This is a genomic window from Flagellimonas sp. (assembly GCF_965222555.1).
Lineage (GTDB): Bacteria > Bacteroidota > Bacteroidia > Flavobacteriales > Flavobacteriaceae > Flagellimonas.
Window position 1 is genome coordinate 371401 of sequence record NZ_CBDCUG010000001.1, and the last position, 18308, is coordinate 389708.

Here is an 18308-nt window from a genome sequence, read left to right on the forward strand (position 1 = left end):
AACATGCAAGTTTTTGAAAAAAACAGTGAAATGTTTAATCTCCTTTCCGAAGGCGTATCGGAAGGTATTGTTGTGGTAAACGAGAAACAACAAATTGTAGCGGTCAACTCAGCAACCAATGAAATATTTGGATATGGCCAAGATGAGCTTGTTGGGCAATCCCTTAACACTCTTATTCCCACTAAATACCGTCATAATCATGGAGGACATTTCAAGGAGTTCATGGTGCAGGGCAGAAAACGGAAAATGGCTGAGGGCCGTGAACTTTATGGTTTGCGTAAAGATGGTAAGGAATTCCCAATTGAAGCAGGACTCAATCCGTTCAATATAAACGGTACCATCTATATCATGGCCTTGATCATGGATGTTTCGGCAAGAAAGGCCATAGAACGGGATTTAAATCTACGAAGTAAGGCCTTGAGCTCAGCGATTAATGGAATCACCATAACAGACGTTCAACAAGAGGGTAATCCAGTCATCTACGTCAACGCTGCTTTTGAAAAGTTGACCGGTTACCCTAAAGAGGAGATTTTAAACAAGAACCTTCGGTTCTTGCAGGCACATGACTCTAATCAAGAAGGGGTCAAGGAATTGCACAATGCGGTTAGGACAGGAAACAGTTGTGAAGTTGAAATCCGTAATTACAAAAAGGACGGAACCCTTTGGTGGAACAAAATTTCCATTACTCCAATAAAGGATTCCTACGGAAACGTTACTCATTTTGTGGGTATACAGAACGATGTTACTGATCGTATTGAAGCCGAAGAGGAGCGTAATCATTGGAATAGAATTTTTGAAGAGTCCCTCAACGAGATTTATATCATTGATGCAAAAACCTTAAAGTTTTTACGAACCAATCAAGGCGCTCAAAACAATCTGGGATACAGTTGGGAAGAACTTCAAGAGTTTACACCCGTTGATATTAAGCCCGAATACAGTGAGGCTACATTTAAAAAGCTCATCTCACCCTTACAATCTGGAAAAGAGGAGAAAATTACTTTTGAGACTGTCCATCTCCGAAAAGATGGGAGCACGTACCCAGTGGAGGTTCATTTACAAAGCTCGTTTATTGAACATCAAAAAGTGTTGGTCGCCATTGTATTGGACATCACCGACCGAAAGGATTATACTGAAAAATTGGAACGAACCGTTGAAGAACGTACCAAACAGCTCCGCCAGGCCTTAGAAAAAGAGAAGGAACTAAACGAGTTGAAAACCAGGTTTCTGTCCATGGTTTCCCATGAATTTAAAACCCCTTTAAGCAGTATTCTCACCTCCACTACCTTATTATCAAAGTATACTGAAACAGAGCAACAACAAAAAAGGGACAAACATATTACCACCATAAGAAGTAAAGTAAAACAATTGGATACTATACTCACTGATTTTTTGTCCATTGAACGACTCGAAACGGGTAAGGTGAAGTACAACTTAGAGCAGTTTCCGTTGAGCAAAGTGGTCAATCAGGTCATTTACGATGCCAATCTATTGTTGAAATCAGGGCAGAAAATCAACTATCCGGAAGATATTGACGATGTTAGTATCACCTTTGATGAAAAAATCTTTGAGCTGGTCCTATCTAATCTGATTCACAACGCCATTAAATATTCCCCGGAAAACACAACAATTGAACTTAAGGCTAAAAAAAACAGTAGTAGTTTAAAGTTGATAATCAAGGACCAGGGAATAGGTATTCCTGAAAAAGAACAAAAGTTTATCTTTAATAGGTATTTTAGGGCCAACAATGCGTTGCTCAACCAAGGCACCGGTATTGGGTTGAACATAGTAAAACAGCACCTTGAAAACTTGGGAGGGAACATCACATTCACTAGTCTAGAAAATAAGGGAAGTACTTTTGTTGTTGAAATCCCTACTAACATTGAAGAACCAAAAGACAGATGAAAACAATTTTGTTGATTGAGGATGACCTAGCGTTAAGGGAGAATACCGCAGAATTGCTCGAACTCAGCGATTATATGGTTTATACAGCTCCAAACGGTAAAGTTGGCATTCAAATGGCCAAGGAAAAAATGCCGGATATAGTGGTCTGCGATATTATGATGCCTGAAGTAGATGGATATGGCGTATTGGAAGCGCTGTCAACTGATGAGGCCACAAAACATATTCCTTTCATCTTTTTATCTGCCAAAACCGAGCACAAGGAAATTAGAAAAGGAATGGATATGGGTGCCGATGACTACCTCACCAAACCCTTTGAAGAGGAAGACCTGATCAGTGCCATTGAAAGCAGGCTGGCCAAGGCCGAAATCCTTCAAAACATAATGTCGGGAAGCGCTGCTGGAAAACACGATGGAGATGAAATGCGCTCGTTGAATGAGCTGAAGAATTTTTTTGATGACAATGGCGAAATTCTCGAGTATGACAAGGGTAAAGCCATTTATAAAGAAGGGGAACATTCCAACAAAATCTTTTTGGTTCTCAAAGGTGTGGTCAAGTGCCATAAGATGGATGAGGATGGAAAAGAGCTGATTACCGCGCTGCATCGTGCAGATGACTTTTTAGGGTTCGCTTCTTTTATGGATCACGTGCCTTATTTGGAATCGGCAACCGCCGTTGAACCAACGGAACTAGCAGCCATTTCCAAGACAGAATTAAAAGGTGTGTTGGAAAACAACCATACCGTTTCACTGGAACTTATGGAGCTTTTATCTGAAAATATCACGGATTTTAAGGACCAACTGCTTCAGATGGCCTACAGTTCGGTACGAAAGAAAACCGCACAGACCCTTTTACAATTTGCCGAGATATTAAATCGAAAAGTAGAGGAGCCCATTAAAATATCACGAAGTGACCTAGCCAGTGTTGCCGGAATTGCCACCGAAAGTTTAATCAGGACCTTATCCGGTTTCAAAAAAGAAGGACTGATTGACATTGAAGGTAGGAATATTCGGATTCTTCAGTTGAAACAATTGCAGTACGTTAATTAAAAAGTGTTTATTTTATGACATTTGTCATAACTACGGTCTTTTAGCAAAGCTACTTTTGTAGCTGTGTCAAACTATTCGGCTAAAAATATCCTCGTCCCAGTAGATTTTTCCGAGAATTCTTGGAATGCCTTGTGCTATGCTGTTGCCCTTTACAAAAATGTGAAGTGCAATTTTTATATTCTTCATGTGGCCGGTTTAAAAGATTTGCCTGTGGATGCTGCAAGGATGTTTCCCATACCTACAGATTTAAAGGACCAAACCAAGTTGGACAAAAAGACTCTTTTGGACAATTTCCTAAGCAAAGCCTGTCATCATTTTGAAAACGAAAAGCATGGTTTCTATGCTCAATTGGAGCATGGCGGCCTAATAGAAGCCGTGCAAAAACAATTGTCGGAAAAACGCATAGATCTTATTGTGATGGGCACCACTGGAATTGACAAATTGAAAAAAAAGGTTATGGGAAGCAATACCGGTGCAATGATCACCCGGGTACGCTGTAATACCCTTGTTGTTCCAAAGCATGCTAAATTTAAACCTTTGCAGCGCATCACATTCCCAACCGACTTTAATATTTTTTATACCCCTAAGGTACTAAAGGACCTCTCCGAAATCCTAGATGTCAGCTCGGCCAAATTAAGTGTGCTCCATGTCTCCGGTTCCCAAATGGATTTTACCGACGGCCAAAAAACAAACAAGGACTATCTATTTGATTATTTAGAAGAGGTTTTCCCGAAAAAATATAACTTCAGTATTATTCACGACAAAAAAATAATAAATGCCATACAGGATTTTGTTCGTGAAAACAATATTGGGATGATCAGTATGATAGGTAGAAACCTGAATTTTTTACAACAACTATTTTTTGACTCTAAAGTGGAAACCATGAGTTTTCATACCATGGTACCCATGATGGTAATTCATGAGTAATCTAAATCACACACACTTAGGCTAATAGTGACATTTATCATTTGGTAATTGCCTTTTCACAGATACTTTTAGAATGGTACAAAGTGAAGAGCAATGAAAAAAATCCTTATACCCACCGATTTTTCAAAAAACGCAGATCATGCCATTGATTATGCATTAAATCTTTTTCGGTGTACTCGTTCCCATTTTTATTTTGTTCATGCCTACGCAGATGAGGTCTATGAAATAGGAAGATCAAAATCCAAGGTAGATTTGGACCTCATTAAAAGCGAATTGGAATCCAAAGCAAAATTGGCCCTGGAAAAGACCCTTGCCTATATCCAAGACCCAATATCCAACCCAAGGCACAATTATTCCATTGCAGCAGTCTTTGAATCCCTGGTGGACAGTGTCAACAATTTGGTGAATCAAGAAAACATAGATTTAGTGGTTATGGGAACCAAGGGAGTTACCATGGAAAAGACCACTTCTTTTGGAAGCAATACGGTTCAGGTTTTTAAGTATGTAAAGTGCCCTGTGCTCGCCGTTCCAGAAAATTACGAATATCAGGAACCCAAGCATATTTTATTCCCAACAGATTATCAATTGCCCTATAAACGGAGAGAACTCAAGCTCTTGGACAATATTGCAGGCTTCTTTAAGTCGGAGGTACACTGCGTGTATTTTACAAAGTTTGACACCTTATCGCACAGGCAAGAGGACAATAAACGCTTTGTTGAGGGAACACTCTCCAGGTCGTACATATTTTTTGAAAACCAACAAGCCAATACTGTGCTGGAAGGTATCTCAACGTACACGGAAAACCACAAAGTAGACATGCTGGTCATGATAAATTCAAGACACTCCTTTTTGGAAGATCTGTTGTACCGAAGTACGGTAGATAAAATGGGACTCCATACCGATGTTCCCTTTATGGTCATGCAGAATATCGCTAGATAGCATAAAATAGAAGCTATGAAACAGATTTTGATACCAACGGATTTTTCGAAAAACGCAAGGAATGCTATTGCTTATGGGCTCAATTTTCTGAAAGACCAGCAATGTAATATTCACTTTTTGCATACCTATACCCCTGCATTCTATAGAATGGACTATGTTATGGGCGGACCTACATTTAGTGCTATACCCGATCCAAGCGTAGAACTTTCACTCATTGGTCTGGAAAAATCCGTTAATTACGCCAGGGAGAAATTTCCCAATCCCAATCACAAATACAATATGCTCTCATCTTTCAACACATTGACGGATGAAATCAAAACTTCCTGCGAGAAATGGAATATTGCGCTTATTGTAATGGGTACACAGGGAGCCACCGGAGCCAAGGAGATTTTTTTGGGCACAAACACGGTTCATACCCTTAGAAAAGCACAGGTGCCCGTTTTGGTCGTTCCGGAGAAATGCGAGTACAGGAAGGTGGAGACCATTTTGTTTCCTACCGACTATTTGAGCGATTACAAAATGGAAGAATTGGAATTTCTAATAGACCAGGCAAAAATGCTAAACGCCGAGATTACAGTGCTCCATGTCAACGAAAAGGCCCACATTTCAGAAATTCAGAAAAAAAACAAGCAGTTACTTGCCGAAAAACTGAAGGATGTGAAACACAAATTTGCATGGGACAACGAAAACTTCATGCCCAATGCCATCCATCAATTCATTCAAGAAAATGACATTGACCTTTTGGTCATGATGAACAGAAAACACAATTTTTTTGAGCGGCTTTTAATCAAGCCCAATGTCGACACTATAGGGTTTCATATTACCATACCATTTTTGGTGATACCAGATACTGCTTCGGTAATAACTTAAAAACAATACGCCATGAAAAATATTCTTTTACCCACGGATTTCTCAGACAATTCTTGGAATGCCATATATTTTGCCCTAAAACTCTTCAAGAACGTTCCCTGTCAATTTTTTGTTCTGAACACCTATGACCCTAATCAAAAAAATGTGATTGGTGCACGGACTTATGTTCGTACGGGAATGATCATAGATGCCCTTGCGGAATCCTCTGAAAATGGGTTAAAAAAAATAGAAACCTACCTAAAGGAAAATCATGAAAATCCATTGCACCGTTTTGAGTTTGTTTCACTTAAAGGGGATTTAGGAAGTGTTTTAAAGGGCTACCAAAAGCAAAAAGATGCGGATTATATAGTTATGGGAACTCTCGGAGCAACCGGAGCCAAAGAAGTTTTTATGGGAACCAACTCCGTTCGTGTACTGAAATCAGTAAGGGAATGTCCCATTATTTTGGTACCCCACGCATACGACCTACAACAATTTGAGTGCATTGTCTTCCCTACTGATTTCTCTCGATTCTATGACAAATATGAACTTACACCACTTATTGAATTGGCCAAGCTAACCAATGCAAAATGCAAAGTTTTGTATTTGACACAAGAGTTTGACAAAAACGAAGTTCAGGAACAGAACCAAAAAATTCTGCAAGATCGATTGAGTGGATTGGATATTGAATTTTACGATGTGGAATACGACTCCAAACTGGCCAAAAGCATTAACAAATTTGCCCAGGAAGAGCAAGCGGATTTAATTGCCATCATACACTATCAACATACATTTTTTGAAAAACTGACCCGTGAGCCAGTGGTGAAACGTGTGGCCTTTCATTCGCAAGTGCCCCTTATGATTCTACCGGACCTCATTTAATGTACAACCCTCAATACATTGGATATGAAACATATTCTTTTGCCCACGGATTTTTCAAAAAACGCCTTAAAAGCGTGCGAATATGCTATTGCGCTGTTTAAAAAGGAAGCCTCTACTTTTTATGTGCTCCATGCCGACCCAAGTGCCACATCCACTGGTCGGGGAGCATCCCTGAACAAAGAACTCGCCAAAACCGTAGCACATCTTAAAAACATATCCACAGGTTCGGAGCACCATTTTGAAACCAAACTCCTATTGAAAGACCTGTTTGCGGGCGTGGAACGCTTTATCATTGAAAAGGATATCGACTTTATTGTGATGGGTACCAAAGGATCTTCGGCACTAAAAGAGCTTTTTATGGGAAGTAAAGCCGTAAAAATGCTCGAAAGCATCCGTATTTGCCCCATTTTAATGGTGCCAGACACCTATCAACATGTTCCTATAGAACGATTTATGATCGCCACCAACTTTGATCATTATTATGAAAGGGTGGAATTGAACCCAGTCATTCGTTTGGCAAAAAATTCTGGGGTTGAAATACAGGTCGTGCATGTAATTGATGGCGCGCCGCTGAGCGACTATCAAGAAAAATTAAAAGCATTATTGAAAAAGAAAATGAAGGGTATCAACTTCAGTTTTGAAGAAGTATCCCAAACTGAATCCCTGGCCAATACCATTACCGAACTGGTCGCAGAACGAAATGTGCATCTTTTGGCGATGATCTATCACAGGTATGGCTTTTTTAAAGAGCTGTTCGCTACAGGTGTCATCAAAAAGTTGGCCTTCAATACTTCGGTGCCCTTTCTAGTTCTACCGGAGGTGGAGTGAAATTTTAATGGGAATTTATAATATTGACCAGTTCATTTTTTTGAACCACTCCTGATTGCCTCCACACCTGTTTTCCATCTTTGAAAAGTAACATTGTGGGAACACCTCGAACCTGATACTTCCCTGCAATTTTTGGGTTTTTGTCCACGTCAATCTTTGCAATCCGTATTTGATCTCCGAGCTCCTCCTTTACCTGACTCAGAATAGGTGCCAATACTTTACACGGTCCGCACCAATCTGCATAAAAGTCAACCAAAACTCGCGGTTTCGACTTAATCAGCTTGGTAAAACTTGTTTTCATCTGTATTTCATTTTGATGGTTGAAATTTAGAAAAACCATTGCTATTGCAAACTGACCAAAATCATGGACTTGAAAGATGTCCGATAGTAACTTTGGTACATATCCACTTAATATAAACGTCATGAAAAGAGTGTTATTACCGACCGATTTTTCGGAAAATGCGTATAACGCTATCCGATATGCACAAGAACTTTACAAAGACGAGTCTTGCCTCTTCTATTTGCTGCACACCTATTCCCCACCAATTTATTATGTGGAATATGCCTCTTTCAGTTCAGAACAGATCGGGCTGGATGACTTCTACCATGCCAAGGCCATGGAACAGTTGGAAGAACTTAAACAAAACTTGGAAAACTCGTTTAAAAATCCACTGCATCAATTTCAGTTAAAAGCTGCCTTCAATACGTTGATGGACGAAGTATTGGAAATGGTAGAAAATGTGAATATAAGTGTAATTGTAATGGGCACTAAAGGTGCAACAGGTACCAAAGAATTGTTGTTTGGCAGTAACACCGTCCATGTGATCAAAAAAGCCAAATGTCCCGTAATAGCAGTTCCAGATGGGTTTGCCTATGAAACCCCTAAAGAAATTCTTTTTCCCACGGATTATGAAATATCCTATAAAACAAAAGCGCTCAAAGAATTGTTATATCTGGCCAATGAACATATTTCCCGAATCGATGTGCTCCATGTTGCCACTGGCCATCCCTTGACAGATTTACAAATTGCAAACAGGGAAAGGCTGGAAAATTTGTTAAAGCCTTTTGCTCATGTGTTCCATGATATGCCCAATAATGAGGTCATCAATGGAATCAATGAATTCCAGCTTAAAAACAAGATCAACCTCTTGGTCATGGTCATGAACAAACATACATTTCTTGAACGACTGTTCTTAAAACCTGTTATCAAAAAGATAGGTCTGAATCTTCACATTCCTTTTATGGTTATTCCTTACCCCGATTAAATTAATGATGTCATGAAAAATATCCTAGTGCCCACAGACTTTTCAAACGATGCCTATAATGCTTTGCATTATACCACTCAGCTCTTGGCCGATGAAGAATGCACATTTCATATTCTCAATGTTTATGACGAGCATGTTACGTTGAAAACCTCCAGGTTTTTGAGAGAAGGTGGGAAAGTACTGCTTAAACTAATCGCCGACGAATCCAAGGAGGGATTGACGCAAACGGTTCACAGAATCAATTTGGATACCGAAAATCCCAAACATACCTTCAGGGCAATTTCCAAAAAAGGAGAAATGCTCGAATGTATTGGATTATGTGCTTTTGACTTGGATATAGACCTTGTTGTAATGGGGAATAAGGGAAAAATGGGGGTCAAAGAAATCCTTATGGGCAGCAATACCATTCGGGCCATAGGTAGAATTAAAAAATGTCCAATACTCATGGTGCCAAAGGAAATGGAGTTCGTTGAACCAAAACAAATCACCTTTGTCACCTGCTATAAAAGAAACTTCTCCCATAATGTACTGGATCCGTTGTTATACATAGCCAGAATGCACCAGTCCTCAGTCCAAATAATGCATATTGATGAGGACAAGAAGTTAGATAAGAACCAAAAAAACAATAAGGTCATACTTGAAAAAGAATTAAGTGAGATTGAATACAGTACACATTGGAGGCCGTATTATACCGAAAAAACCAAGGTAATCAATGACTTTGTTAAGGATTTAGGTACAAACCTATTGGTCATGGTCAACTACGAACACAACCTATTGGAAAAAATCATCAGGGAACCAGTGATCATGGAAATCGCCTCATACCTTAACATTCCTTTTTTGGTCATCCCCTGTAAAGACTGACAATGGTCATTGTAAAGATGCTTACATGAGGTTAGTTTTAAAAGAATAAAAGCAAGATCATGGATAAGCGAATATTATTCCCCACGGACTTTTCACAGAATTCTTTCAATGCCATTCGCTATGGCTTGAAACTTTATGAAGATCAGTATTGCGAATTCTATTTTCTAAATGCCTTCCATGTAAACATGTACACTTTAGACAATATGATGGTTCCAGAACCGGGTGATAGTACCTATGATGCGGCCAAAAAGCAATCCGAAGAAGGCTTTGTAAAACTAAAAGCCCTCCTGAATCTACAGGAAGATAATCCAAAGCATACTTACCACACCATTTCCACCTTTAACTATCTTTTGGAAGCGGTGCGTGATACCATTGCCAAAAAAGATATTGATCTGGTCATGATGGGCACCAAGGGGCTTACAGGATCCGAGTCCAAGGCATTTGGTACCAATACCGTAAACATAATGGAGAAGATTGTAGAGTGTCCGGTTATGGCCGTTCCCGAGCAATTTGGCTATGCTCCTCCAAAACAAATTGTGTTTCCAACCGATTATAAGGCCAACTTTAAGCGAAGAGAGCTAAAATATCTCTTGGAAATAGCAAAACTCCATGACTCCCAAATCCATGTGGTTCATGTGGAACGTGAATCCAAACTCAGCAAAAAACAGGAGAACAATAAAGAGCTTTTGGAAGACATCCTCCATGGTGTGGATTTTGAAAACCATATCCTCCCGAAAGGAAAGGTGCAGGAAGCCATTTTCTCTTTTATTGAAAACCGAAAATGTGATATGATCGTTTTTGTGAATAAAAAACACTGGTTCTTTGGCAGCATTCTAGCCAATCCACTCGTAAAGGAGCTGGGGTATGACGCCACAATTCCCATTCTAGAACTTAACGATAACCCATAAAACAAAGCTTTATGAAGAATATTGGTATTTGGATGGACAAGGAAAAAGCCAAAATTGTTACCCTCAAAGATGGTAAAGAACGTATGGAGACCGTATACTCGGAAATAGAGTTTTTTAATCCAAAGGGAGGTTCGCGTTCCAAAACCAGATGGGGGCCGCAAGATGTGGTACAGGACAGTAAATATTTGGAACGTGAGAAACACCAAATAAGAAACTACTTTAAAAAACTGCTTCCGTTTCTAAAAGATGCCAACGGTGTCGCTTTGTACGGTCCGGCAGAAATTTTTGAGAAATTCAATACCGAATTGGAAGAAAATCATCCTGAATTTGCAAAAAAAGTAAAAATAGCGGCAACAAAAGATAGTATGACCGACAACCAGGTCAAAGCCATGATTCGTGATTTTTTCAAGGTTGATGACTACTGACCATTTCAACAACATTTCAGTTAAACTTTCATGTCCAAACAAGAGTTCGATATCATCAAATCTTCAGGGGAAACGGTCAGGTTTTCGGTGGACAAACTTCGGGATTCTTTAAAAGTAAGCGGCGCAAATGACCAGGTCGTAAAGAGAATTATAAATCAAGTAATGGATGAGCTTTATGTGGGTATTTCCACCAAAGAAATCTACAACCGAGCCTTTTCTATGCTCAAAAAGCAAAAATCTATTTATGCTTCAAAATATAAGTTGAAAAAGGCCATTTACGAGCTCGGTCCCACTGGTTTTCCTTTCGAACGTTTTGTCAGTGGAATTTTAGAATACTCCGGCTATGATACGGAGGTTGGTACCGTGGCCCAAGGAGTATGCGTTCCCCATGAAATTGATATCATGGCCACCAAAAATGGTGTTTTGAATATCATCGAATGTAAATTCCATGGAGAGGAAGGCCGTAAGTGCAATGTAAAGGTCCCTCTCTACATACATTCCAGGTTTAATGATGTAAGTCAACACATGAAATCCAACAAAAAAGCGGCTAGCAAAACCATCTTGGGGTGGGTGGTGACCAACACCCGTTTTACTGCCGATGCCCTAGATTATGGAAAATGTGCAGAACTGTATCTTTTAAGTTGGGATTATCCCCATGGAGATGGGTTAAGGGACAGAATCGATAGGCTTGGACTCTATCCCATTACCGTATCTACCTTACTTTCCAATCGGGAAAAACAATTTTTATTGAGCAGGGATATTGTGTTGTGCAGACAATTGTTGGGTGATATGTTCTATTTGGACCATTTGGGAATTTCCAATGGTAGAAAAGAAAGAATTTTAAAGGAAATGGACCTACTGTGTCAACTATAAAATTTTATGAAAAAGGTCAAAATCCAATTTTTGGGAGGAGCAGGAACTGTAACGGGTTCCAAATTTTATCTGGAAACTCCTGACCTTAACCTATTGGTGGACTGCGGTGTGTTTCAAGGCGCGAAAGTGCTTCGGGAACAAAACTGGCTACCCTTACCCATCGATGTATCCAAAATTGACATGGTTCTATTGACCCACGGACACCTAGATCACACAGGATATCTTCCCAAACTGGTAAAAGAAGGTTTTAATGGTACCATTCTGGGCACCTCCCCCACCTTGGCCATTACGGAAATCATACTGAGGGACAGTGCCAAAATCCATGAAGAAGAAGCTGAAAAAGCCAATAGGGAAGGATATAGTAAACATGAGCCCGCATTGCCATTGTACACTTTGGATGACGTGACCAAAACGCTCAAGCTTTTAAAAAGCGCGAAAAATGAAGCGTGGATAACATTGGCTTCCCAATGTAAAGGGCGGTTTAGATGCAATGGCCATATCATTGGATCTACTTTTATTGAATTGGACCTGTACGGAAAACGTTTTGTGTTCTCAGGAGATGTGGGTAGGATTGAAGATAGCCTTTTGGATGCTCCCTTGCGGCCCGATTGGGTGGATTATTTGTTTGTGGAGAGCACCTACGGAAATAAAAACCATCCGCAAGAGGATTTGGAGGGTATTCTTATCGATTTAATATCAAGGACCATTCATGAAAGGGGGACATTAATCATACCATCATTTGCGGTAGAACGATTGCAGTCCCTAATGTACCTGCTTTGGAAACTCTACCAAAAAAACAAGATTCCCAACATTCCGATATTTGTGGATAGCCCCATGGGAAGCAATGTATTGGATGTTTTTGAACGCTTTCCCAATTGGCACAAACTCTCCATCCAAGAATACCATAATATGTGCAATCATGTTTCCATTATAAGCTCGTATAGGGAAACTTGGGAGACCATAGACGACCCAAGGCCCAAAATAGTGATAGCCGGAAGTGGCATGGTGACCGGAGGAAGGGTACTGACTTATCTGAAACAGCTGATTGATTCATCCTCAACCACCATTTTACTTGTGGGCTTTATGGCTGAAGGAACCCGGGGAAGACAATTGTTGGAAGGAACCCATGAGTTGAAGCTTTTTGGAAAGTACCATCCTGTAAAAGCGAAAATTGTCCATTTGGAAAGTCTATCGGCCCATGCGGACCAGAAAGAGCTCTTACACTGGTTAAACAACATCAAGAATATTCCTGAAACGGTTTTTCTAGTGCATGGGGAAACTACTGCTTTAGATGCTTTTAAGGTAAAAATAGAAGACGAAAAGGGGTGGCGTTGTTACATTCCCAAGTTGCACGAAACCATTGAAATCTTAATATGATTTTATAGTTGCGGAACCCTATACCTACAATTTCACCCCATAAGATAGATCTCCGGCATCACCCAATCCGGGAACAATATATCCTTTACTGTTCAATTCCTCATCAATGGCGGCAATCCATAGTTGTGTTTCCTTCGGAAATACCTTTTCCACATGTGAAACTCCAGCCAGGGAACCAATTACGGAGATAATATGGATATTTTTTGGCGTTCCATGCTTTTTCATGGCCTTTATTACGTTTTCCAGTGTTTTGCCCGTGGCCAACATAGGGTCCGTAAGAACCAAGGTCTTTCCTTCAAGTGATGGTGCTGCCAGGTACTTGACAATGACCTCAAATTCATCATCATCATTTGGATGATGCCGATAGGCGGATATAAACGCATTTTCAGCGTCATCAAAATAACTCAAAAGACCATGATGTAAGGGCAATCCTGCTCTGAGCACGGAACACAGGACAAGCTGATCGGTGGGCAAAGCTATATTTTTAGTTCCTAGCGGGGTATTTACCACCGTATTTTCGTAATCCAGGGTCTTGCTCATTTCATAACCCAAGACCTCCCCTATCCGTTCAATATTTCGTCTAAAACGCATAGCATCCTTTTGGATGTCAACATCACGTATTTCGGAAACAAACTTTTTTAACAGGGAATTTTTTTGGTCGAATTGGTGGATTATCATCTATATCAGATTTTGTCTTCGAAGGTAAATTGGAATCGCAATGAAGCTACTAATTTTTGTCCAAAAAACCTGTATTGTTTCTTCGGACGACCATGGCCTGCCTCCGTATCTTAATTATCTAAGTTGGTGTTCTTCCACATAATGTTCCAATAGCCCTCTTAATCCCATCAGGTAGTTTTCCATGGTTTCCCTGTCAATTTCTGGCTTGTCTTCAGCCGGTATGGTCATAGGCTGTTCCTCCAGAAACTTATATAGTTCAGGATATTCCGTTTCAATTTGATTGGTCAAAAGAACAATCTCGCTTAAAATTTCCTTCATCTCTTTCATTGCTATTTTCTTTAAGGGTCATCAAACTATCTACTCCAAAGTTTTAAGAATTTCTCTCCTTCCCGATTTTTTTGAGACCTTGATTTTTCAATCTTTTTGGAGGGTTCAACTAAATTAGTCGATGGTTTCTGTCATGGAAATGACCCTTATCAATCCAAAACTTTTGTCAATGTGCTGATCTAAGTCATTTGAATCCATCTCCATTCCTTTTTTCTTTGATTGTTGATGCAAGCGCTATTCTATTTTGGATACACGCAAACAAATTTGAAACAGAAAGACAAATAAATTGGAAATACCATGGAAACAACAACAGCATTAAATGTGGAAATAAGGGAATTTCCCAAACGCACCTTCGCCTATGTATCCCATACCGGACCTTATAAAGGTGATACAGAGCTTTTCGGAAGCCTTTTTACCAAGGCATTGGTCTGGATTCAATCCGAAGGATTGGCAACCAACCCAGAAATGGAGACCATAACGGTGTACCACGATGATGAAACCGTTCCGGTGGACCAACAGCGCATAAGTGTTGGCTTTACGATTTCTGAAAGTCGAGAACCAACTGATGAAATCAACATAATGACTTTACCCAAGGGCAAGTATTTGGTCGGTTCCTTTGAAATTCTACCAGCTGAATATGAAACCGCCTGGTTTGAAATTTTTGATTATCTAAAAGATAAAAGTTTGATTCCTGCGGAAGGACCCATGTACGAATCGTATAAAAATGACCCTACGCAACATCCCGAAGGAAAGCATATCGTGGATATTTGTGTAGCACTGAAAAACTAAAGGCATGAAAAAATATCGAAATTGCCAAAGCTGTGGAATGCCTATAAAGAAAGACCCTAACAAAGGGGGCTCCAATGCCGATGGTTCTAAAAGTAAGATGTACTGTAGCTACTGTTATGAAAAAGGAGTCTTTACACAGCCTGATTTTACCGTGGATCAAATGAAACAGTTCTGCACACAAAAAATTATGGAGCAGGGTATTCCAAGTTTCTTTGCCTCCATGATGGTTTCCCGACTCCAAAAATTGCAACGCTGGAAAAACAAAACCATTAACTAGCTCAACGAAATTGGGCATCTCAAAATCAAGAAGAGATGCCCAATTTAAATGTTAAGCTGTTGTGGAATCTTCCAAAATACCAAAGCATACTTTGGCATTTACCCTATACTCCGCAATTTGATTGTTCTCCACCGTAACCTGCATATCCTTTATGTAAACAGATTTGATGTCCCTTACCGTCTGTGACGCTTCAGTGATAATGTTCTGCACTGCGTCTTCAAAACTCTTGGTCGAGTTTCCCAAAATTTCTATAACCTTTAAAACCGACATAACTCATTATTTATGGATTGTACTTCATTTTTATAAAAAGTTCCCGCCAGCATCAACTTTGGTGCGCAACATCTTATCGCCATTTACCAGTTTAAGCTTGTACTTTTTGGTTATCCCTTTATCATCATGATAACGCACTAGGTAAACATCTTTGGTTATCGTCCACCCTGGGAATCTTTTATAGATTGCTTTTTTTACCGTATTCGGTAAGTTGATATCCTTATACTTTTCAATGGTCCTCATTATTTTGCCGTCTTTGTCATATGCGGCCAAGATTTTGCCATCTGGAATGTAAAAAGTGACTTCATAGAAATCATATTCATCATGGTAGATATCAGAATTTTTGATATTATAGGCAGCAGCCTTTCGCTCCAACATTGTCACCGGGACAGATGCAACTTCCTGTGTGTTCACATTGGTCAAGTATTTATAGTTGGTTGCATACACAATTACCTCGTGTAGTTCTTCCGTCTTAATGATTTGGGAATACGCTTGAATGGTCAGTCCAAAAGCCAGTAGACCTAATAGTAGTTTTTTCATGACATTTCATATTTAAGTGTTACAAATTCCTTTTTAAGAACCTTTATGTTCATGTGGCCAAATTATAGGGAATAGGTTCCAGGGGCAATGATCTGGATCAGTCCAAAATCCTTCCCTGTATTGATTTTCAAAAGGTTATACTAATGTAGTATTGGTAAAAATAAGATGTAACTAGTAGGGATGTTGCCTACTATTCCGATGCAAAGTAAGCCTTGTACTTTTTTAGCTCATCATTGACCATTTTGATCGTTAATCTACTGGTGGTGGTTGCCCCAGAAATTCCATCTATGGTTTGTACACCTTCAAGTAAGATCTTGCCATTTTGGTTTAGCCCGAAAGGATTTTTCTCAAAATGGATAGTTGCACCCACAAATTGATTCTCAAAGGGAGAGCCCGCTATGGAAGCACCATATCCCTCGGACTCCGCCATGTGCTCAAATTCAGCTTTTTTGATTTCCAACGAATTCCTATTGATTAAAAAAATGCCTCTGATTTTTCCACCATATCCCTTGCTCACTGTCGTAACTACCACATCTTCAAAACCATCAACTTCAAAAATGGGGTAAACATCACCCTTCCCGGATTTAATCCGTGTTTTATATAATTCAATGGCTTTGTCCATATCCACACTATTCAGGGTCTCATTCCTATCAATTGTCCTAAAACCAATCTGAGAATTGATATCAATGCTATCGGACAGGGAGACCCCGGCAAACTCTACAATCTTGAATAGCTCTTTCGGTAGTTTTTTGGGTTTCTCAACCTCAACCAATGTAGGCTCATGTACTGCCTCTTTAGTCTTTTCTTTACAACCGAACAACACTGAAATGAGCAGTGCAAGTAGTAGATATCTTGTTCCCATGATCTTTGATGTTATTATTTTGAGTGCGATTTATCGGTAGATATCCATCGAGATAAATACACCATCAAAGATGCGTACTATTCAAACGTTATAAAATGATTATGATCATGCTAGGGAAAGGGCAATTTCCATCATATCCTTAAAAGAAGTTTCGCGCTCCTCTGCAGATAGTTTTTCACCCGTGACCAGAGAGTCCGAAATAGTCAATATGGCAAGGGCATTCACCTTGTGTTTGGCTGCAACCGTATAGAGACCAGCGGCTTCCATTTCTACACAGAGCACACCATATTCAGCCCATAATTTATAGGATTTGGGGTCGTCTTCGTAAAATTCATCCGAGGAAAGCACATTACCTGCATGTACGGGAATACCATTTTCACCCGCATATTGGACAGCTTCCATGAAAAGTTCAAAACTTGCCGTGGGCGAATAGTCCGAGTTTACAAATCGGGTATTGTTGATTCCAGAGGTTGTTGAGGCTGACATGGCCAGGACAACGTCCTTTAGTTTTACATGTTCTTGGTACGATCCCGCTGAACCGACCCTGATCAAGTTCTTAGCACCATAATTATTGATCAACTCATGAAAATATATCAAGGCCGAAGGTATTCCCATGCCACTTCCCTGCACCGAAACCCTTTTACCTTGGTAGAGGCCAGTATAACCCAACATACCACGTACGTTGTTGTAGCAATGTGCATCTTGTAAAAAGGTCTCTGCGATCCATTTCGCCCGTAAAGGATCTCCGGGCAATAAAACCGTATCCGCAATTTCTCCCTTTTTGGCTTTAATATGTATACTCATAAACTTGATTTTGGGGAATCTCCCATAAGTTTAGGCCCCGAAGACGTTCCTATTCGTGACACACCCATCTCAATATACTTTAGGGCCGTTTCACGATCACGAATACCTCCCGAAGCTTTGACCAAAGCGCTATCGCCAACCGCCTCCTTCATCAAGGCTATATCTTTAAAAGTGGCCCCTCCACTTCCAAAACCTGTTGATGTTTTTACAAAATCGGCTCCGGCCGAAACGGCTAATTTGCATGCTTTCTCAATCTCCTTATCAGATAAATAGCAATTTTCCAATATTACTTTGAGCGTTTTATCTCCCAATTCCTGTTTTATTTGGAATATCTCATCCCGAACTTGTTCGTCCAATCCTGATTTGAGCCATCCAATGTTTATGACCATATCCACCTCATCGGCCCCATTTTCAATGCAATCGCGAGCTTCAAAAATCTTGGCCCTGGCTGACATTCCACCCAAGGGAAAACCTATCACAGCGGCCAATTTTACTGTAGAACCCTTTAATTCGTTCTTTGCCAAGGTCACATGACAGCCATTTACGCAAACCGCCTTAAATTGATATTGTATGGCTTCCTTGCACAGTTTTTTAATGTCAGCCACCGTTGCCGTTGGGTTCAAAAGGGTATGGTCAATATAATCCTGTATGCGCATTTGAGTATTTAAGGTGATGTTCT

Annotated in this window: 23 protein-coding genes; 15 read left to right on the forward strand and 8 right to left on the reverse strand. The window is 40.0% G+C overall.

Annotation, left to right across the window (positions count from 1 at the left end):
* The first annotated feature begins 3 nt into the window (after window positions 1-3).
* From ACOQO1_RS01635 to ACOQO1_RS01665, 7 genes are all read left to right on the forward strand, one after another.
* A complete protein-coding gene (locus tag ACOQO1_RS01635; protein ID WP_420601117.1) occupies window positions 4-1902 on the forward strand; it encodes a PAS domain S-box protein in 1899 nt (632 codons plus the stop codon).
* On the forward strand, window positions 1899-2948 hold the full coding sequence (locus ACOQO1_RS01640; protein ID WP_420601118.1) for a response regulator: 1050 nt from the start codon (window positions 1899-1901) through the stop codon (window positions 2946-2948). Before ACOQO1_RS01635 ends, ACOQO1_RS01640 begins: the two co-directional genes overlap by 4 nt.
* Window positions 2949-3077: 129 nt before the next feature.
* A complete protein-coding gene (locus ACOQO1_RS01645; protein ID WP_420601279.1) occupies window positions 3078-3875 on the forward strand; it encodes a universal stress protein in 798 nt (265 codons plus the stop codon).
* A 93-nt stretch (window positions 3876-3968) separates the two neighbouring features.
* Window positions 3969-4814 carry a universal stress protein gene (locus ACOQO1_RS01650; RefSeq protein ID WP_420601119.1) on the forward strand — a complete coding sequence of 282 codons (846 nt, stop codon included), beginning with the start codon at window positions 3969-3971 and terminating at the stop codon, window positions 4812-4814.
* 15 nt (window positions 4815-4829) lie between these two features.
* On the forward strand, window positions 4830-5684 hold the full coding sequence (locus tag ACOQO1_RS01655) for a universal stress protein (protein ID WP_420601120.1): 855 nt from the start codon (window positions 4830-4832) through the stop codon (window positions 5682-5684).
* A gap of 12 nt (window positions 5685-5696) precedes the next feature.
* On the forward strand, window positions 5697-6545 hold the full coding sequence (locus tag ACOQO1_RS01660; protein WP_420601121.1) for a universal stress protein: 849 nt from the start codon (window positions 5697-5699) through the stop codon (window positions 6543-6545).
* 24 nt (window positions 6546-6569) lie between these two features.
* Entirely contained in the window at window positions 6570-7373 is an 804-nt protein-coding gene (locus ACOQO1_RS01665; protein ID WP_420601122.1) for a universal stress protein, read from the forward strand.
* Between the two features lie 4 nt (window positions 7374-7377).
* On the opposite strand, the gene trxA is transcribed toward ACOQO1_RS01665, so the two are convergent.
* The gene (gene trxA / locus ACOQO1_RS01670) at window positions 7378-7674 is read right to left on the reverse strand and encodes a thioredoxin (RefSeq protein WP_420601123.1); all 297 of its coding nucleotides are present in this window, start codon (window positions 7672-7674) and stop codon (window positions 7378-7380) included.
* A gap of 121 nt (window positions 7675-7795) precedes the next feature.
* Between trxA and ACOQO1_RS01675 the strand changes: the two genes are divergently transcribed.
* From ACOQO1_RS01675 to ACOQO1_RS01700, 6 genes are read left to right on the forward strand one after another with little or no spacing between them, the layout of a single operon-like run.
* A complete protein-coding gene (locus ACOQO1_RS01675) occupies window positions 7796-8638 on the forward strand; it encodes a universal stress protein (protein WP_420601124.1) in 843 nt (280 codons plus the stop codon).
* A gap of 12 nt (window positions 8639-8650) precedes the next feature.
* Window positions 8651-9499 carry a universal stress protein gene (locus ACOQO1_RS01680; protein ID WP_420601125.1) on the forward strand — a complete coding sequence of 283 codons (849 nt, stop codon included), beginning with the start codon at window positions 8651-8653 and terminating at the stop codon, window positions 9497-9499.
* A 59-nt stretch (window positions 9500-9558) separates the two neighbouring features.
* Window positions 9559-10407, forward strand: a complete 849-nt coding sequence (locus tag ACOQO1_RS01685) for a universal stress protein (protein ID WP_420601126.1) — start codon at window positions 9559-9561, stop codon at window positions 10405-10407.
* An 11-nt stretch (window positions 10408-10418) separates the two neighbouring features.
* On the forward strand, window positions 10419-10832 hold the full coding sequence (locus tag ACOQO1_RS01690; protein WP_420601127.1) for a hypothetical protein: 414 nt from the start codon (window positions 10419-10421) through the stop codon (window positions 10830-10832).
* A 30-nt stretch (window positions 10833-10862) separates the two neighbouring features.
* Window positions 10863-11705 (forward strand): ATP cone domain-containing protein, encoded by an 843-nt coding sequence (locus tag ACOQO1_RS01695; protein ID WP_420601128.1) that lies wholly within the window; start codon window positions 10863-10865, stop codon window positions 11703-11705.
* A gap of 6 nt (window positions 11706-11711) precedes the next feature.
* Window positions 11712-13082 (forward strand): MBL fold metallo-hydrolase RNA specificity domain-containing protein, encoded by a 1371-nt coding sequence (locus tag ACOQO1_RS01700; protein WP_420601129.1) that lies wholly within the window; start codon window positions 11712-11714, stop codon window positions 13080-13082.
* Window positions 13083-13106: 24 nt separating this feature from the next.
* Here ACOQO1_RS01700 and upp read toward each other — a convergent pair whose 3' ends face one another.
* Window positions 13107-13760: a uracil phosphoribosyltransferase gene (gene upp / locus ACOQO1_RS01705; protein WP_420601130.1), complete on the reverse strand. Its 654-nt coding sequence runs from the start codon at window positions 13758-13760 to the stop codon at window positions 13107-13109.
* Window positions 13761-13874: 114 nt separating this feature from the next.
* Window positions 13875-14087 carry a hypothetical protein gene (locus ACOQO1_RS01710; protein ID WP_420601131.1) on the reverse strand — a complete coding sequence of 71 codons (213 nt, stop codon included), beginning with the start codon at window positions 14085-14087 and terminating at the stop codon, window positions 13875-13877.
* Window positions 14088-14384: 297 nt separating this feature from the next.
* On the opposite strand from ACOQO1_RS01710, the gene ACOQO1_RS01715 reads away from it, so the two are divergent.
* Complete coding sequence (locus tag ACOQO1_RS01715) at window positions 14385-14876, forward strand: AraC family transcriptional regulator (RefSeq protein WP_420601132.1); 492 nt, start codon at window positions 14385-14387, stop codon at window positions 14874-14876.
* 4 nt (window positions 14877-14880) lie between these two features.
* Window positions 14881-15153 (forward strand): zinc ribbon domain-containing protein, encoded by a 273-nt coding sequence (locus ACOQO1_RS01720; RefSeq protein WP_420601133.1) that lies wholly within the window; start codon window positions 14881-14883, stop codon window positions 15151-15153.
* Window positions 15154-15204: 51 nt separating this feature from the next.
* Here the strand turns inward: ACOQO1_RS01720 and ACOQO1_RS01725 are convergent, their stop codons facing one another.
* From ACOQO1_RS01725 to deoC, 5 genes are all read right to left on the reverse strand, one after another.
* Window positions 15205-15423: a dodecin family protein gene (locus ACOQO1_RS01725; RefSeq protein ID WP_420601134.1), complete on the reverse strand. Its 219-nt coding sequence runs from the start codon at window positions 15421-15423 to the stop codon at window positions 15205-15207.
* Window positions 15424-15453: 30 nt separating this feature from the next.
* Window positions 15454-15963, reverse strand: coding sequence for a nicotinate-nucleotide adenylyltransferase (locus ACOQO1_RS01730; RefSeq protein ID WP_420601135.1), 510 nt, complete (start codon window positions 15961-15963; stop codon window positions 15454-15456).
* 190 nt (window positions 15964-16153) lie between these two features.
* The gene (locus tag ACOQO1_RS01735) at window positions 16154-16825 is read right to left on the reverse strand and encodes an FMN-binding protein (RefSeq protein WP_420601136.1); all 672 of its coding nucleotides are present in this window, start codon (window positions 16823-16825) and stop codon (window positions 16154-16156) included.
* Window positions 16826-16930: 105 nt separating this feature from the next.
* Window positions 16931-17629 carry a purine-nucleoside phosphorylase gene (gene deoD, locus ACOQO1_RS01740; protein ID WP_420601137.1) on the reverse strand — a complete coding sequence of 233 codons (699 nt, stop codon included), beginning with the start codon at window positions 17627-17629 and terminating at the stop codon, window positions 16931-16933.
* Complete coding sequence (deoC, locus tag ACOQO1_RS01745) at window positions 17626-18285, reverse strand: deoxyribose-phosphate aldolase (RefSeq protein ID WP_420601138.1); 660 nt, start codon at window positions 18283-18285, stop codon at window positions 17626-17628. Before deoC ends, deoD begins: the two co-directional genes overlap by 4 nt.
* Between the last annotated feature and the right edge of the window lie 23 nt (window positions 18286-18308).

Excerpts from the sequence above, each read along its gene's own strand:
- ACOQO1_RS01635 (WP_420601117.1), top strand. The coding sequence starts at position 4 with ATGCAAGTTTTTGAAAAAAACAGTGAAATGTTTAATCTCCTTTCCGAA.
- ACOQO1_RS01640 (WP_420601118.1), top strand. The coding sequence starts at position 1,899 with ATGAAAACAATTTTGTTGATTGAGGATGACCTAGCGTTAAGGGAGAAT.
- ACOQO1_RS01650 (WP_420601119.1), top strand. The coding sequence starts at position 3,969 with ATGAAAAAAATCCTTATACCCACCGATTTTTCAAAAAACGCAGATCAT.
- ACOQO1_RS01655 (WP_420601120.1), top strand. The coding sequence starts at position 4,830 with ATGAAACAGATTTTGATACCAACGGATTTTTCGAAAAACGCAAGGAAT.
- ACOQO1_RS01660 (WP_420601121.1), top strand. The coding sequence starts at position 5,697 with ATGAAAAATATTCTTTTACCCACGGATTTCTCAGACAATTCTTGGAAT.
- ACOQO1_RS01665 (WP_420601122.1), top strand. The coding sequence starts at position 6,570 with ATGAAACATATTCTTTTGCCCACGGATTTTTCAAAAAACGCCTTAAAA.
- trxA (WP_420601123.1), bottom strand. The coding sequence starts at position 7,674 with ATGAAAACAAGTTTTACCAAGCTGATTAAGTCGAAACCGCGAGTTTTG.
- ACOQO1_RS01675 (WP_420601124.1), top strand. The coding sequence starts at position 7,796 with ATGAAAAGAGTGTTATTACCGACCGATTTTTCGGAAAATGCGTATAAC.
- ACOQO1_RS01680 (WP_420601125.1), top strand. The coding sequence starts at position 8,651 with ATGAAAAATATCCTAGTGCCCACAGACTTTTCAAACGATGCCTATAAT.
- ACOQO1_RS01685 (WP_420601126.1), top strand. The coding sequence starts at position 9,559 with ATGGATAAGCGAATATTATTCCCCACGGACTTTTCACAGAATTCTTTC.
- ACOQO1_RS01690 (WP_420601127.1), top strand. The coding sequence starts at position 10,419 with ATGAAGAATATTGGTATTTGGATGGACAAGGAAAAAGCCAAAATTGTT.
- ACOQO1_RS01695 (WP_420601128.1), top strand. The coding sequence starts at position 10,863 with ATGTCCAAACAAGAGTTCGATATCATCAAATCTTCAGGGGAAACGGTC.
- ACOQO1_RS01700 (WP_420601129.1), top strand. The coding sequence starts at position 11,712 with ATGAAAAAGGTCAAAATCCAATTTTTGGGAGGAGCAGGAACTGTAACG.
- upp (WP_420601130.1), bottom strand. The coding sequence starts at position 13,760 with ATGATAATCCACCAATTCGACCAAAAAAATTCCCTGTTAAAAAAGTTT.
- ACOQO1_RS01710 (WP_420601131.1), bottom strand. The coding sequence starts at position 14,087 with ATGAAAGAGATGAAGGAAATTTTAAGCGAGATTGTTCTTTTGACCAAT.
- ACOQO1_RS01715 (WP_420601132.1), top strand. The coding sequence starts at position 14,385 with ATGGAAACAACAACAGCATTAAATGTGGAAATAAGGGAATTTCCCAAA.
- ACOQO1_RS01720 (WP_420601133.1), top strand. The coding sequence starts at position 14,881 with ATGAAAAAATATCGAAATTGCCAAAGCTGTGGAATGCCTATAAAGAAA.
- ACOQO1_RS01725 (WP_420601134.1), bottom strand. The coding sequence starts at position 15,423 with ATGTCGGTTTTAAAGGTTATAGAAATTTTGGGAAACTCGACCAAGAGT.
- ACOQO1_RS01730 (WP_420601135.1), bottom strand. The coding sequence starts at position 15,963 with ATGAAAAAACTACTATTAGGTCTACTGGCTTTTGGACTGACCATTCAA.
- ACOQO1_RS01735 (WP_420601136.1), bottom strand. The coding sequence starts at position 16,825 with ATGGGAACAAGATATCTACTACTTGCACTGCTCATTTCAGTGTTGTTC.
- deoD (WP_420601137.1), bottom strand. The coding sequence starts at position 17,629 with ATGAGTATACATATTAAAGCCAAAAAGGGAGAAATTGCGGATACGGTT.
- deoC (WP_420601138.1), bottom strand. The coding sequence starts at position 18,285 with ATGCGCATACAGGATTATATTGACCATACCCTTTTGAACCCAACGGCA.